Origin of the sequence: Streptomyces sp. NPDC005423 (assembly GCF_040606415.1) — a bacterium.
Lineage (GTDB): Bacteria > Actinomycetota > Actinomycetes > Streptomycetales > Streptomycetaceae > Streptomyces.
On sequence record NZ_JBEXET010000014.1, the window covers coordinates 112,560 to 126,064 of the forward strand.

At 72.6% G+C, this 13,505-nt stretch carries 18 protein-coding genes; 17 read left to right on the forward strand and 1 reads right to left on the reverse strand.

What is annotated here, in order from left to right; translation table 11 throughout:
* Positions 1-57 precede the first annotated feature (57 nt).
* The 8 genes from hisD to hisF are packed head-to-tail and all read left to right on the forward strand — an operon-like array spanning position 58 to position 5,771.
* Positions 58-1,407, forward strand: coding sequence for a histidinol dehydrogenase (hisD, locus tag ABZT12_RS17490; RefSeq protein WP_356384450.1), 1,350 nt, complete (start codon positions 58-60; stop codon positions 1,405-1,407).
* Positions 1,404-2,513 carry a histidinol-phosphate transaminase gene (locus ABZT12_RS17495; protein WP_356384453.1) on the forward strand — a complete coding sequence of 370 codons (1,110 nt, stop codon included), beginning with the start codon at positions 1,404-1,406 and terminating at the stop codon, positions 2,511-2,513. The genes hisD and ABZT12_RS17495 overlap by 4 nt, the downstream gene beginning before the upstream one ends.
* Entirely contained in the window at positions 2,510-3,103 is a 594-nt protein-coding gene (gene hisB / locus ABZT12_RS17500; protein ID WP_356384455.1) for an imidazoleglycerol-phosphate dehydratase HisB, read from the forward strand. Before ABZT12_RS17495 ends, hisB begins: the two co-directional genes overlap by 4 nt.
* Positions 3,100-3,264, forward strand: a complete 165-nt coding sequence (locus ABZT12_RS17505; protein ID WP_356384458.1) for a hypothetical protein — start codon at positions 3,100-3,102, stop codon at positions 3,262-3,264. The genes hisB and ABZT12_RS17505 overlap by 4 nt, the downstream gene beginning before the upstream one ends.
* Positions 3,255-3,905 carry an imidazole glycerol phosphate synthase subunit HisH gene (hisH, locus tag ABZT12_RS17510; RefSeq protein ID WP_356384461.1) on the forward strand — a complete coding sequence of 217 codons (651 nt, stop codon included), beginning with the start codon at positions 3,255-3,257 and terminating at the stop codon, positions 3,903-3,905. The genes ABZT12_RS17505 and hisH overlap by 10 nt, the downstream gene beginning before the upstream one ends.
* Positions 3,902-4,627: a bifunctional 1-(5-phosphoribosyl)-5-((5-phosphoribosylamino)methylideneamino)imidazole-4-carboxamide isomerase/phosphoribosylanthranilate isomerase PriA gene (priA, locus tag ABZT12_RS17515; protein ID WP_356384464.1), complete on the forward strand. Its 726-nt coding sequence runs from the start codon at positions 3,902-3,904 to the stop codon at positions 4,625-4,627. The genes hisH and priA overlap by 4 nt, the downstream gene beginning before the upstream one ends.
* The gene (locus tag ABZT12_RS17520; protein ID WP_356384467.1) at positions 4,624-5,019 is read left to right on the forward strand and encodes a RidA family protein; all 396 of its coding nucleotides are present in this window, start codon (positions 4,624-4,626) and stop codon (positions 5,017-5,019) included. Before priA ends, ABZT12_RS17520 begins: the two co-directional genes overlap by 4 nt.
* Positions 5,016-5,771: an imidazole glycerol phosphate synthase subunit HisF gene (hisF, locus tag ABZT12_RS17525; RefSeq protein WP_356384470.1), complete on the forward strand. Its 756-nt coding sequence runs from the start codon at positions 5,016-5,018 to the stop codon at positions 5,769-5,771. The genes ABZT12_RS17520 and hisF overlap by 4 nt, the downstream gene beginning before the upstream one ends.
* Positions 5,772-5,852: 81 nt before the next feature.
* Here the strand turns inward: hisF and ABZT12_RS17530 are convergent, their stop codons facing one another.
* Positions 5,853-6,488 carry a TIGR03085 family metal-binding protein gene (locus ABZT12_RS17530; protein WP_356384473.1) on the reverse strand — a complete coding sequence of 212 codons (636 nt, stop codon included), beginning with the start codon at positions 6,486-6,488 and terminating at the stop codon, positions 5,853-5,855.
* Positions 6,489-6,613: 125 nt separating this feature from the next.
* Between ABZT12_RS17530 and hisI the strand changes: the two genes are divergently transcribed.
* The 9 genes from hisI (at position 6,614) to trpA (ending at position 13,481) form a co-directional block, all read left to right on the forward strand.
* The gene (gene hisI, locus ABZT12_RS17535; protein WP_356384476.1) at positions 6,614-7,015 is read left to right on the forward strand and encodes a phosphoribosyl-AMP cyclohydrolase; all 402 of its coding nucleotides are present in this window, start codon (positions 6,614-6,616) and stop codon (positions 7,013-7,015) included.
* Positions 7,016-7,026: 11 nt separating this feature from the next.
* Positions 7,027-8,514 carry an anthranilate synthase component I gene (locus tag ABZT12_RS17540; RefSeq protein ID WP_356384479.1) on the forward strand — a complete coding sequence of 496 codons (1,488 nt, stop codon included), beginning with the start codon at positions 7,027-7,029 and terminating at the stop codon, positions 8,512-8,514.
* Between the two features lie 52 nt (positions 8,515-8,566).
* Complete coding sequence (locus ABZT12_RS17545) at positions 8,567-9,208, forward strand: TIGR02234 family membrane protein (RefSeq protein ID WP_356384482.1); 642 nt, start codon at positions 8,567-8,569, stop codon at positions 9,206-9,208.
* Positions 9,209-9,338: 130 nt separating this feature from the next.
* Positions 9,339-9,587, forward strand: coding sequence for an HGxxPAAW family protein (locus ABZT12_RS17550; RefSeq protein ID WP_356384484.1), 249 nt, complete (start codon positions 9,339-9,341; stop codon positions 9,585-9,587).
* 104 nt (positions 9,588-9,691) lie between these two features.
* Positions 9,692-10,138: a DUF2752 domain-containing protein gene (locus tag ABZT12_RS17555; protein WP_356384487.1), complete on the forward strand. Its 447-nt coding sequence runs from the start codon at positions 9,692-9,694 to the stop codon at positions 10,136-10,138.
* 119 nt (positions 10,139-10,257) lie between these two features.
* Positions 10,258-11,067: an indole-3-glycerol phosphate synthase TrpC gene (gene trpC / locus ABZT12_RS17560; RefSeq protein ID WP_356384490.1), complete on the forward strand. Its 810-nt coding sequence runs from the start codon at positions 10,258-10,260 to the stop codon at positions 11,065-11,067.
* A 21-nt stretch (positions 11,068-11,088) separates the two neighbouring features.
* Entirely contained in the window at positions 11,089-11,271 is a 183-nt protein-coding gene (locus tag ABZT12_RS17565; RefSeq protein WP_356384493.1) for a hypothetical protein, read from the forward strand.
* A 114-nt stretch (positions 11,272-11,385) separates the two neighbouring features.
* Positions 11,386-12,669, forward strand: coding sequence for a tryptophan synthase subunit beta (gene trpB / locus ABZT12_RS17570; RefSeq protein WP_356384496.1), 1,284 nt, complete (start codon positions 11,386-11,388; stop codon positions 12,667-12,669).
* Positions 12,666-13,481: a tryptophan synthase subunit alpha gene (gene trpA, locus ABZT12_RS17575; RefSeq protein ID WP_356384499.1), complete on the forward strand. Its 816-nt coding sequence runs from the start codon at positions 12,666-12,668 to the stop codon at positions 13,479-13,481. Before trpB ends, trpA begins: the two co-directional genes overlap by 4 nt.
* Positions 13,482-13,505: the final 24 nt, after the last annotated feature.

A 13,505-nucleotide genomic window follows, 5' to 3' on the forward strand; every position in this document is an offset into this window, starting at 1 on the left:
TATCAGCCATTGATACGCGTGAACAGGGCCCGATCCCGGTCTGAGAGAATTGGCCATGTGATCTCTCGAATCGATCTGCGCGGTGACGCCCTTCCCGAGGGGCCCGCCCTGCGCGAGCTGCTGCCCCGAGCCGACTTCGACGTCTCGGCCGCCCTGGAGAAGGTGCGTCCGATCTGCGAGGCCGTGCATCATCGGGGCGACGCGGCGCTGATCGACTTCGCCGAGAAGTTCGACGGCGTCCGTCTGGAGCGGGTACGGGTCCCGGAGCGGGCGCTCGCCGACGCCCTGGAGCGGCTCGACCCGCGGGTCCGCGCGGCCCTGGAGGAGTCGATCCGGCGCGCCCGGCTCGTCCACCGCGAGCAGCGCCGTACGACGCACACCACCCAGGTCGTGCCCGGCGGCTCGGTCACCGAGAAGTGGGTGCCCGTCGACCGCGTGGGCCTCTACGCGCCCGGCGGACGCTCGGTCTACCCCTCCTCCGTGATCATGAACGTGGTGCCCGCGCAGGAGGCCGGCGTCGCGTCGATCGCGCTCGCCTCCCCGCCACAGGCCGACTTCGGCGGACTGCCGCACCCGACGATCCTCGCCGCCTGCGCGCTGCTCGGCGTCGACGAGGTCTACGCGGCCGGTGGCGCGACCGCCGTCGCGATGTTCGCCCACGGCACCGAGTCCTGCGCCCCCGCGAACATGGTCACCGGGCCCGGCAACATCTGGGTCGCCGCCGCCAAGCGCTACTTCACCGGCCGGATCGGCATCGACACCGAGGCCGGACCGACCGAGATCGCGATCCTCGCGGACGACACCGCCGACCCGGTGCACGTCGCCGCCGACCTGATCAGCCAGGCCGAGCACGACCCGCTCGCCGCCGCCGTCCTGGTCACCGACTCGCCGGCGCTCGCGGACGCGGTCGAGAAGGAGCTGGAGCCGCAGATCGCGGCCACCAAGCACATCGAGGACCGGATCGTCCCGGCGCTGAACGGCCGGCAGTCCGCGATCGTCCTGGTCGACGGCGTCGACGAGGGCCTGCGGGTCGTCGACGCCTACGGCGCCGAGCACCTGGAGATCCAGACCGCCGACGCCCGCGCGGTCGCCGACCGGGTGCGCAACGCCGGCGCGGTCTTCGTCGGCCCCTGGGCGCCGGTCTCCCTCGGCGACTACGCGGCGGGCTCCAACCACGTGCTGCCGACCGGCGGTTGTGCCTGCCACTCCTCCGGACTCTCCGTCCAGTCCTTCCTGCGCGGCATCCACATCGTCGACTACACGAAGGACGCGCTGGCCGACGTGGCGCACCACGTGGTCACGCTGGCGGAGGCGGAGGACCTGCCCGCGCACGGCGCGGCGGTCACGGCACGCTTCGCCGAAGGGGAACTGACCGAACGCGGTGGCGGGAAGGTGCCCGGCAAGTGAGCTTCGGAATCGACGACCTTCCCGTACGGGACGAACTGCGCGGCAAGACCCCTTACGGCGCGCCCCAGTTGGACGTCCCCGTACGGCTGAACACCAACGAGAACCCCTACCCGCTGCCCGAGGCACTGGTCGAGCGGATCACCGAGCGCGTCCGCGAGGCCGCCCGTGACCTCAATCGCTACCCCGACCGGGACGCGGTCGAACTCCGCGCCGCGCTGGCCGGGTACCTGACCAGGACCGGCAACCACCGGGTCGGCGTCGAGAACGTGTGGGCGGCCAACGGCTCCAACGAGGTCATCCAGCAACTGCTCCAGACCTTCGGCGGCCCCGGCCGTACGGCGATCGGCTTCGAGCCGTCGTACTCGATGCACGCACTCATCGCACGGGGTACGGGGACCGGCTGGATCTCCGGCCCGCGCGACGAGGACTTCACGATCGACCTGCCGGCCGCCGAGCGGTGGATCGCGCAGAACAGGCCCGACGTCGTCTTCGTCACCACCCCCAACAACCCCACCGGCAACGCGGTCCCGCCCGGGACGGTCCTCGCGCTGTACGAGGCGGCGCAGGCCGCCAAGCCCTCGATGGTCGTCGTCGACGAGGCGTACGTCGAGTTCAGCCACGGCGACTCGCTGCTGCCGCTGCTCGAAGGTCGGCCGAATCTCGTCGTCTCGCGGACGATGTCGAAGGCGTTCGGCGCGGCCGGGCTGCGGCTCGGCTACCTCGCCGCGCACCCGGCGGTCGTGGACGCCGTCCAGCTCGTCCGGCTGCCGTACCACCTGTCGGCCGTCACCCAGGCGACCGCGCTGGCCGCCCTGGAGCACACCGACACGCTGCTCGGCTACGTGGAGCAGCTGAAGGCCGAACGGGACCGGCTGGTGGGCGAGTTGCGCGCGATCGGCTGCCAAGTCGTCGAGTCCGACGCGAACTTCGTACAGTTCGGACGGTTCGCCGACTCGCACGCGACCTGGCAGGCGCTCCTCGACCGGGGCGTCCTGGTCCGGGACAACGGCGTACCGGGGTGGCTGCGGGTCTCCGCCGGAACCCCCGAAGAGAACGACGCGTTCCTCGACGCGGTCCGTGAGTCGACTAAGGAGCAGAGCGCATGAACCGCGTAGGACGTGTGGAGCGGGTGACCAAGGAGACGTCGGTCCTGGTCGAGATCGATCTCGACGGCACCGGCAAGGTCGAGGTGTCGACCGGAGTCGGCTTCTACGACCACATGCTCGACCAGCTCGGCCGGCACGGTCTCTTCGACCTCACCGTGAAGACCGAGGGCGACCTGCACATCGACTCCCACCACACCATCGAGGACACCGCGCTGGCGCTGGGTGCCGCCTTCGCGCAGGCGCTCGGCGACAAGGTGGGCATCTACCGCTTCGGCAACTGCACGGTCCCGCTGGACGAGTCCCTCGCCCAGGTCACCGTCGACCTCTCCGGCCGCCCCTACCTCGTGCACACCGAGCCCGAGAACATGGCACCGATGATCGGCGAGTACGACACCACGATGACCCGGCACATCCTGGAGTCCTTCGTCGCCCAGGCCCGGATCGCCCTGCACGTGCACGTGCCGTACGGGCGCAACGCGCACCACATCGTGGAGTGCCAGTTCAAGGCGCTGGCCCGGGCGCTGCGGTACGCCTCCGAGCGCGACCCGCGCGCCGCCGGGATCCTCCCCTCCACGAAGGGCGCGCTGTGACCGGCCTGTCGAGCCTCCTCATCATCGTCGGACTCTTCCTGCTCGGCGGGGTCTACTCCTTCGTCAAGCAGAAGATGCCGCGCAACCTCGTCGTGCTGCTCTCCGTCTCCGCCGCCCTGTGCCTGGTGGCGGGTGTGATGCGGCTGGAGGTGTGGAATTGAGCGCCCCCGCCAAGAAGGTCGTCGTCTTCGACTACGGCTTCGGCAACGTCCGTTCCGCCGAGCGCGCCCTCGCCCGCACGGGCGCCGACGTCGAGGTGACCCGAGACTTCGACCGGGCGATGAACGCGGACGGACTGCTCGTGCCCGGCGTCGGCGCCTTCGCCGCCTGCATGCGGGGCCTGAAGGAGGCGCGCGGCGACTGGATCATCGGCCGCCGGCTCGCCGGCGGGCGCCCGGTGATGGGCATCTGCGTCGGCATGCAGATCCTCTTCGCCCGCGGCATCGAGCACGGCGTGCGCACCGAGGGCCTCGACGAGTGGCCCGGCTCGGTCGAGCCGCTCCAGGCCGACATCGTGCCGCACATGGGCTGGAACACCGTGGAGGCACCGGCCGGCACCCGGCTCTTCGCCGGCCTCGACGCCGACGCCCGCTTCTACTTCGTGCACTCCTACGCCGTCCACGACTGGTCCCTGGAGGTGACCAACCCCGCGCTGCGCGCCCCGCTCGTCACCTGGGCGACGCACGGCGAGCCGTTCGTGGCGGCGGTGGAGAACGGCGCCCTGTGGGCCACCCAGTTCCACCCCGAGAAGTCCGGCGACGCCGGAGCCCAGCTCCTCACCAACTGGATCGGAACCCTGTGAGCAAGCTCGAACTCCTCCCCGCCGTCGACGTCCGCGACGGCCAGGCCGTCCGTCTCGTCCACGGCGAGTCCGGGACCGAAACTTCTTACGGCTCCCCTCTGGAGGCCGCCCTCGCCTGGCAGCGCTCGGGCGCCGAGTGGCTGCACCTCGTCGACCTCGACGCCGCCTTCGGCACCGGTGACAACCGCGCGCTGATCGCCGAGGTGGCCGGCGCCATGGACATCAAGGTCGAGCTGTCCGGCGGCATCCGCGACGACGACACGCTCGCCGCCGCCCTCGCCACCGGCTGCACCCGGGTGAACCTGGGCACCGCCGCGCTGGAGACCCCGGAGTGGGTCGCCAAGGTGATCGCCGAGCACGGCGACCGGATCGCGGTCGGTCTCGACGTACGCGGCACGACCCTGCGCGGCCGTGGCTGGACCCGGGACGGCAGCGACCTGTACGAGACGCTGGAGCGCCTCAACGGCGAGGGCTGCGCCCGGTACGTGGTCACCGACATCGCCAAGGACGGCACCCTCCAGGGCCCCAACCTGGAGCTGCTGCGCACCGTCTGCGGGGCGACCGACCGCCCGGTCGTGGCCTCCGGCGGGGTGTCCTCCCTGGACGACCTGCGGGCCATCGCCGAACTGGTGCCGCTCGGAGTCGAGGGCTCCATCGTCGGGAAGGCCCTGTACGCGAAGGCCTTCACCCTGGAAGAGGCCCTGGAGGCGGTGGCCAAGTGAGCGACATCCGACGCGTCGCGACCGGCGCGCCCTGGGAGGACGACTTCGGCTACTCCCGCGCGGTGGAGCTGCCGAACGGCCTGGTGCTGGTCTCCGGATGCACGTCGATCGTGGACGGCGAGATCGCCGGCGGCGGCCCCTACGAGCAGACGGTCAACGCCTTCAACGTCGCCTTCGCGGCATTGGAGCAGCTGGGCCTCGGCCGCGACGACGTGGTGCGCACCCGGATGTTCCTCACCCACGCCCGGGACGTCGAGGACGTGGGCCGCGCCCACAAGGAGCTCTTCGACACCGTCCGCCCCGCCGCGTCGATGATCATCGTCTCCGGCTTCGTGGACCCCAGCCTGGTCGTCGAGGTCGAGGTGGAGGCGTTCCGGGGAGGGGCCGCATGACCCTCGCCGTACGGGTCATCCCCTGCCTGGACGTGGACAACGGCCGGGTCGTCAAGGGCGTCAACTTCCAGAACCTGCGCGACGCGGGCGACCCCGTCGAGATGGCCAAGGTGTACGACGCCGAGGGCGCCGACGAGCTGACGTTCCTGGACATCACCGCCTCCTCCGGCAACCGCGAGACCACGTACGACGTGGTGCGCCGCACCGCCGAGCAGGTCTTCATCCCGCTCACGGTCGGCGGCGGCGTCCGTACCGCCGAGGACGTGGACAAGCTGCTGCGCGCCGGCGCGGACAAGGTCGGCGTCAACACGGCGGCGATCGCCCGCCCGGAGCTGATCCGGGAGATCGCGGAGCGGTTCGGACGGCAGGTGCTGGTGCTGTCGGTCGACGCGCGCCGCACCCCCGAGGGCACCTTCGAGGTCACCACCCACGGCGGCCGCACGGGTACCGGCATCGACGCCGTCGAATGGGCGCACCGCGCCGCCGAGCTGGGCGCGGGCGAGATCCTGCTCAACTCGATGGACGCGGACGGCACGAAGGACGGCTACGACCTGGAGATGATCGCGGCCGTGCGCAAGCACGTGACCGTCCCGGTCATCGCCTCCGGCGGCGCCGGCCGGCTGACCGACTTCCCGCCGGCCGTCGCGGCGGGCGCGGACGCGGTGCTCGCCGCCTCCGTCTTCCACTTCGGCGATCTCCGCATCGGCCAGGTGAAGGAGACCCTGCGGGCGGCGGGCCGTCCCGTACGGTGACGCCGCGCTGAACCCCGGCGGGGGGAACCCCGGTCGCCCGACGGCGCCGGGGTTCCCCCCGCCGCGACGCCCGGCCGGGGTTCAGATCCCGAGCTGCTTGGTCTCGTGCAGCTCGGCGATCGCGTTCTCGTCGCCGGCCAGCTCCACGACGGCCGCGCTCTGCCGCCCGCACGCGAACATCAGCAGCTCCGACGGCTCGCCGGTCACCGTCACCACCGGAGTGCCCTTGTGGGCGACCGCCGTCTGTCCGTCCGGGCGGCGCAGCACCAGGCCGGTCGGCACGCCGCGGCCCATCAGCCGGGCCGTGCGCTCCAGCCGGGACCACAGGGCGTCCTGGAAGACCGGGTCCAGCGCACGCGGCGTCCACTCCGGGGCGGCCCGGCGGACGTCCTCCGCGTGGACGTAGAACTCGACCGTGTTGGACGCCTCGTCCAGCTGCTTGAGCGAGAACGGCGAGAAGCGCGGCGGGCCGGTACGGATCAGCTGGATCAGCTCCTCGTACGGCTTGGCCGCGAACTCCGCCATCACCCGGTCCAGCCGGGGCGCGAGCTGCTTGACCAGGATGCCGCCGGCGGCGTCGGCGCGGCGCTCGCGCACCACGACGTGCGCGGCGAGGTCGCGGGTGAGCCAGCCCTCGCAGAGGGTCGGGGCGGTGGGGCCCGCGGTCTCCAGGAGATCGGCGAAGAGAAGTCGTTCACGCTTGGCGAAGGTCGACATGCGGCCAGCCTACGACCGCCCGTACGGTCCGCCCACCCGTCCCGCCCCGGACGGCGCGCGCCGTCTTTTCCCACCAGTCGGACATCCGGCCGGGACGATTCGCGGCGCGCGGCACAATGGCACCCATGAGCAGCACGCCCCCGCCCAGCAGCCTCGCCCCCGAGATCGCCGCCCGCCTCAAGCGGGCCGCCGACGGGCTCGTCCCCGCCATCGCCCAGCAGTACGACACCGGTGAGGTGCTGATGCTCGGCTGGATGGACGACGAGGCCCTGCACCGCACCCTGACGACGGGCCGCTGCACCTACTGGTCGCGCAGCCGCCGGGAGTACTGGGTGAAGGGCGACACCTCCGGCCACGTCCAGCACGTCAAGTCGGTCGCCCTGGACTGCGACGCCGACACCGTCCTCGTCAAGGTCGACCAGGTCGGCGCCGCCTGCCACACCGGCGACCGCACCTGTTTCGACGCGGACGTGCTCCTCGTGGACGGCGGGGGCGCCGGTTCCGGCACGGTCGCCGCGGATCAGTAAGGTCAGCCGCCATGGATTTCGAGACGTTCCGCAAGCTGGCCTCCGACCGCCGCGTCATCCCGGTCACCCGCACGCTCCTCGCCGACGGCGACACCCCGGTCGCGCTCTACCGCAAGCTGGCCGCCGAACGCCCCGGCACCTTCCTGCTGGAGTCCGCGGAGAACGGCCGCACCGCCTTCAGGTGGTCCCGCTACTCGTTCGTCGGCGTCCGCAGCGCCGCCACCCTCACCGCCCGTGACGGCGAGGCCCACTGGCTCGGCACCCCGCCGGTCGGCGTCCCGGTCGACGGCGACCCCCTCGTCGCCCTGCGCGCCACCATCGAAACCCTGCACACCCCCCACCAGGAGGGCCTGCCGCCCTTCACCGGCGGCATGGTCGGCTACCTCGGCTACGACATCGTCCGACGCCTGGAGAAGATCGGCCCCGGCGGGCGCGACGACCTCGAACTGCCCGAGCTGACCATGCTCCTCACCAGCGACCTCGCCGTGATGGACCACTGGGAGGGCACCGTCCTGCTGATCGCCAACGCGATCAACCACAACGACCTCGACACGGGCGTCGAGGAGGCGTACGCCGACGCGGTCGCCCGCCTCGACGTCATGGAGGCCGACCTCTCCCGGCCGGTGGCGCAGCCGCCCGCCGTGCTGCCGCCCTCGGAGCTGCCCGAGTACACGGCCCGGTGGGGCGGCCCCGACTTCCAGGCCGCCGTGGAGGACGTCAAGGAGCGCATCCGGGCGGGCGAGGCCTTCCAGGTCGTCCCCTCGCAGCGCTTCGAAACGCCGTGCACGGCAAGCGCGTTGGACGTCTACCGGGTGCTGCGGGCGACCAACCCCTCGCCGTACATGTACCTGTTCCGCTTCGACGGCTTCGACGTGGTCGGCTCCTCCCCCGAGGCACTGGTCAAGGTCGAGGACGGCCGGGCGATGGTCCACCCGATCGCCGGCACCCGGCACCGCGGCGCGACCCCGCAGGAGGACCAGGCCCTCGCCGACGAACTCCTCGCCGACCCCAAGGAACGCGCCGAGCACCTCATGCTCGTCGACCTCGGCCGCAACGACCTCGGCCGGGTCTGCGAGCCCGGCTCGGTCGCGGTCGTCGACTTCATGTCCGTAGAGCGCTACTCGCACGTGATGCACATCGTCTCGACGGTCACCGGCACGGTTGCGGCCGGTCGTACCGCCTTCGACGTCCTGACGGCCTGCTTCCCGGCCGGCACCCTCTCCGGCGCGCCCAAGCCCCGCGCGATGCGGATCATCGACGAACTGGAGCCCTCCAGAAGGGGGTTGTACGGCGGCTGCGTCGGCTACCTCGACTTCGCCGGCGACTCCGACACCGCCATCGCCATCCGCACCGCCCTGCTCCGTGACGGCACGGCCTACGTCCAGGCGGGCGCCGGGATCGTCGCCGACTCCGACCCGGTCGCCGAGGACACCGAGTGCCGCAACAAGGCGGCGGCGGTGCTCCGCGCGGTGCACACGGCCAACCGGCTCGGGCGGTAGGACGAGAGTCATACGAACCCCGGGTGACGGCCGGCCCGGGGTCGGAGCGATAGTGGACCCCGTGACTGCTGCTGTTCCTCCCCCCCGTTCCGAAGCCGCGGGTCCCGCGCGGGCCGTCCGCCGGAGTCTCGCCGTCGCCCTGCTCTGCGGTGCGCTCGGCGCGGCCGTCGCCCTGCTCTCCACCCGCCAGCGCTGGGCGGCCGGCACCGCGACGGTGGCCGGCGGCCACTTCCCGCTGACCGCCCGGGGCAGCGACATCACCGGCGTGCCCGCGGCCCTCGCCATAGTGGGCCTCGCCGCGCTCGTCGCCGTCTTCGCCGTCCGCCGGGCCGGCCGCTTCCTGGTCGCCGGGCTGCTCGCGCTCTCCGGCGCCGGCATCGCCGCCGCGGCCCTCCAGGGCGCCTCCGACCGCTCCGCCCTCGACGACCGGGCCGCCCAGGTCTCCGGGGACACCACGACCGGTGTCGCCGCCCTCACCCACACCGGCTGGCCGTACGTGGCGGCCGTCGGCGGCGCGCTGATCCTCCTCGCCGGCCTGCTCGCCCTGCTGTACGGCCGCCACTGGCCCACCATGTCCGGCCGCTACGAGCGCACCGGTACCCCCCGCGCCCGCAAGGCCCCGGCCGTCGACCCCGACCGTCCGGAGGACGTCTGGAAGGCGCTCGACCGGGGCGAGGACCCCACCGGGGCGTAGCGCGGCGGCGGCGCGCGGCACCGGGGCGCGCGCCGAGACCCCGCGACACCGCACCGGCGCGCGTGCGGAACAATGGACGCGGAGCGTCCGCTCACACACGTACAGAGCAACGAACAACGAGGAGCAAGTCATGGCGGGCAACAGCCACGGTCACACTTTGGCCGCCTGGACCGGTGTCAGCATCGCCTTCATCGGGTTCTGCGTCGCGGGCGCCTTCATGGTCATGGCGAAGCCGGTCGGCTTCTGGGCCGGTATGGCGGTCGTGCTCATCGGCGGCATCGTCGGCTGGATCATGAGCGCGATGGGCATGGGCATGCCCAAGGACCGCCACAAGGACCGGAGCGGGTCGCTGGGCGAGCCGGCGCACGCCGACAGCTGATCCGCCGTAAGACGCGCTCGTACGCCCTCGTCGAGGGGCGGCCCCCGGTCTTCGCGCACCGGGGGCCGCCCCTCACGCGCGCGCGGCGCCCGGTGCGGGGCACAATGCGAGGCGTGCCTGCCGACAGCCAGAGGGTCACCCAGTCCGCCGCCGGTACCGCGCTGGGCCGGGCGGCCGTGCCCGCCGGGGTCCTCGCGGCGGTCGCCGCCGCGTTCGCCTACGTCGGCACGGTCGACCCGAACCGGCCCGGCCACTACCCGGTCTGCCCCCTGTACCGCTTCACCGGCCTCTACTGCCCCGGCTGCGGCGGCCTGCGCAGCGCTCACGCCTTCGTCCACGGCGACTTCACGGCGGCGCTCCAGGACAACGCGATCGCCGTCATCGGTTACCTGGTGTTCGCTGTCGTATGGACCGTCTGGGTGGTTCGCGCGACCCGCGGCCGGCCGGCCCGGATCACCCTCGGACGGGGCCTGCTGTGGAGCCTGGGCGCATTGCTGCTGGTCTTCACGGTTGTCCGGAACTTGCCGTTCGGTGGCTGGCTGCACCCTTGATCATTTGATGAATGTCCAGGTAGTGGGACCGCCGTCAACCGGATGCGAGGGCTGCGCCGTCCTGCGGATACCATCGATGTGACCATGGGTTTTCAACCGTCCGGAAGGGGACCGCTCGCGTGAGTGTGCTCGACGAGATCATCGACGGAGTCCGTGCCGACCTGGCGGAACGTCAGGCGCGCGTCAGCCTCGACGAGCTCAAGGAGCGCGCGGCGAAGGCGCCCGCGGCCAAGGACGGGATCGCCGCGCTGCGCGGCGAGGGCGTCAAGGTCATCTGCGAGGTCAAGCGGTCCAGCCCCTCCAAGGGCGCGCTGGCGGCGATCGCCGACCCGGCGGCCCTCGCGGCGGACTACGAGGCGGGCGGCGCCGCCGTCATCTCCGTCCTCACCGAACAGCGCCGCTTCGGCGGCTCGCTCGCCGACCTGGAGGCCGTCCGGGCCCGGGTGGACATCCCGGTCCTCCGCAAGGACTTCATCGTCACGTCGTACCAGCTGTGGGAGGCCCGCGCGTACGGCGCCGACCTCGTCCTGCTGATCGTCGCGGCGCTGGAGCAGCCGGCCCTGGAATCCCTCATCGAGCGCGCCGAGTCCATCGGACTCACGCCGATCGTCGAGGTCCACGACGAGGACGAGGTCGACCGCGCGGTCGACGCGGGCGCCAAGATCATCGGCGTCAACGCGCGCGACCTCAAGACCCTCGAAGTCGACCGCGGCACCTTCGAGCGCGTCGCCCCCGAGATCCCGGCCCATATCGTGAAGATCGCCGAGTCCGGCGTCCGCGGCCCGCACGACCTCATCGCCTACGCCAACGCCGGCGCCGACGCGGTGCTGGTCGGCGAGTCCCTGGTCACCGGCCGCGACCCCAGGACCGCCGTCTCGGACCTGGTGGCGGCGGGCGAGCACCCCGCGCTGCGGCACGGCCGCGGCTGATCCCCCGCTAGGCTTGCCCCGATGACGCTCACCCCGACACCCACGGACCGGTACGCCCGCCTGGCGCGCGGCTGCCGCCCCCGTGGCTGCCGCGCGCCCGCGAGGCGGGTGCACGGCCGGCGGGTGCGGTACGTCATCGGTGACGAGCCCGGCCAGGTGAACGGCATGCGATGGCGTCCCGGCAGGGGCGCGGGGCCTTTCTGACGTGCGGCTCCGCCGCGTGGGCGCGACCAGCCCCGGCGGACCCGCGGTCGACCGGCACCCCCTGCTCCCACGGCGTTCAGTGCACTCTCCACAGACTCACCGTGAGGTTTCCGCATGCCCAGCGAGTTCTTCATTCCCGACCCCGAGGGTCAACTCCCCAACGCTGAAGGCTACTTCGGCGCGTTCGGCGGCAAGTTCATCCCCGAGGCGCTCGTCGCCGCGGTCGACGAGGTCGCCGTCGAGTACGACAAGGCCAAGCACGACCCCGAGTTCGCCCGCGAACTCGACGATCTGCTCGTCCACTACACCGGCCGCCCCAGCTCTCTCACCGAGGTGCCGCGGTTCGCCCGGCACGCCGGTGGCGCCCGCGTCTTCCTCAAGCGCGAGGACCTCAACCACACCGGCTCGCACAAGATCAACAACGTGCTCGGCCAGGCCCTCCTCACCCGGCGCATGGGCAAGACCCGGGTCATCGCGGAGACCGGCGCCGGCCAGCACGGGGTGGCGACGGCCACCGCCTGCGCGCTCTTCGGCCTCGACTGCACCATCTACATGGGCGAGATCGACACCCGGCGCCAGGCCCTCAACGTGGCCCGGATGCGCATGCTCGGCGCCGAGGTCATCGCCGTACGGTCCGGCAGCCGCACCCTCAAGGACGCGATCAACGAGGCGTTCCGCGACTGGGTGGCCAACGTCGACCGCACCCACTACCTCTTCGGTACGGTCGCCGGACCGCACCCCTTCCCCGCCATGGTCCGCGACTTCCACCGCGTCATCGGCGTCGAGGCCCGCCGCCAGATCCTGGAGCGCGCCGGACGCCTGCCCGACGCGGCGATCGCCTGCGTCGGCGGCGGTTCCAACGCCATCGGCCTCTTCCACGCCTTCATCCCCGACACCGGCGTCCGGCTCATCGGCTGCGAGCCCGCCGGGCACGGCGTCGAGACCGGCGAGCACGCGGCGACGCTCACCGCCGGCGAGCCCGGCGTGCTGCACGGCTCCCGCTCCTACGTCCTCCAGGACGAGGAGGGCCAGATCACCGAGCCGTACTCGATCTCGGCCGGTCTGGACTACCCGGGCATCGGACCCGAGCACTCCTACCTCAAGGACAGCGGCCGCGGCGAGTATCGCGCGGTCACCGACGACGCGGCGATGCAGGCCCTGCGGCTGCTCTCGCGCACCGAGGGCATCATCCCGGCGATCGAGAGCGCCCACGCGCTCGCCGGCGCACTGGAGGTCGGCAAGGAGCTGGGGGCGGACGGGCTGATCGTCGTCAACCTCTCCGGCCGCGGCGACAAGGACATGGACACGGCCGCCCGTTACTTCGGCCTGTACGAAACCGACGCCGAGGTCGCCGCCGACGCGGCCGGCCCCGCCGAGATCGAGGGGGACGCCAAGTGAGCGGCAACATCCGGCTGTTGAACGACACCCTCGCCGCCACCCGGGCCGAGGGACGCGCCGCGCTCATCGCCTACCTCCCGGCCGGCTTCCCGACCGTGGACGGCGGCATCGAGGCGGTCAAGGCCGCGTTCGACGGCGGCGCCGACATCGTCGAGGTGGGCCTGCCGCACAGCGACCCGGTCCTCGACGGCCCCGTCATCCAGACCGCCGACGACATCGCCCTGCGCGGCGGCGTCAGGATCGCGGACGTGCTGCGCACGGTCCGCGAGGCCCACGCGGCGACCGGCAAGCCCGTCCTCGTCATGACGTACTGGAACCCGGTCGACCGCTACGGCGTCGAGCGGTTCACCGCCGAGCTGGCCGAGGCGGGCGGCGCCGGGTGCATCCTGCCCGACCTGCCGGTCCAGGAGTCGGGCCTGTGGCGGGAGCACGCGGAGAAGCACGGGCTCGCCACGGTCTTCGTGGTCGCGCCCAGCAGCCGGGACGCCCGGCTCGCCGAGATCACCGCGGTCGGCACCGGCTTCGTCTACGCCGCCTCACTGATGGGTGTCACCGGCACCCGGGCGTCGGTGGGCGCGCAGGCGCGGGAGCTGGTCGAGCGCACCCGGGCCACCACCGCCACCCCGGTCTGCGTCGGCCTCGGCGTCTCCGACGCCCGGCAGGCCGCCGAGGTGGCCCGGTTCGCCGACGGCGTGATCGTCGGCTCGGCCTTCGTCAAGCGGATGCTGGACGCCCCGGACGAGGCGGCCGGCGTAGCGGCGGTCCGTGCCCTCGCGGGCGAACTCGCCCAGGGCGTGCGCCGGCAGCCGTAGCGGCCGGCTTCCGCGCGGACGGAC

Excerpts from the sequence above, each read along its gene's own strand:
- hisB (WP_356384455.1), top strand. The coding sequence starts at position 2,510 with ATGAACCGCGTAGGACGTGTGGAGCGGGTGACCAAGGAGACGTCGGTC.
- hisF (WP_356384470.1), top strand. The coding sequence starts at position 5,016 with ATGACCCTCGCCGTACGGGTCATCCCCTGCCTGGACGTGGACAACGGC.
- ABZT12_RS17530 (WP_356384473.1), bottom strand. The coding sequence starts at position 6,488 with ATGTCGACCTTCGCCAAGCGTGAACGACTTCTCTTCGCCGATCTCCTG.
- hisI (WP_356384476.1), top strand. The coding sequence starts at position 6,614 with ATGAGCAGCACGCCCCCGCCCAGCAGCCTCGCCCCCGAGATCGCCGCC.
- ABZT12_RS17540 (WP_356384479.1), top strand. The coding sequence starts at position 7,027 with ATGGATTTCGAGACGTTCCGCAAGCTGGCCTCCGACCGCCGCGTCATC.
- ABZT12_RS17550 (WP_356384484.1), top strand. The coding sequence starts at position 9,339 with ATGGCGGGCAACAGCCACGGTCACACTTTGGCCGCCTGGACCGGTGTC.
- ABZT12_RS17555 (WP_356384487.1), top strand. The coding sequence starts at position 9,692 with ATGCGAGGCGTGCCTGCCGACAGCCAGAGGGTCACCCAGTCCGCCGCC.
- ABZT12_RS17565 (WP_356384493.1), top strand. The coding sequence starts at position 11,089 with ATGACGCTCACCCCGACACCCACGGACCGGTACGCCCGCCTGGCGCGC.
- trpB (WP_356384496.1), top strand. The coding sequence starts at position 11,386 with ATGCCCAGCGAGTTCTTCATTCCCGACCCCGAGGGTCAACTCCCCAAC.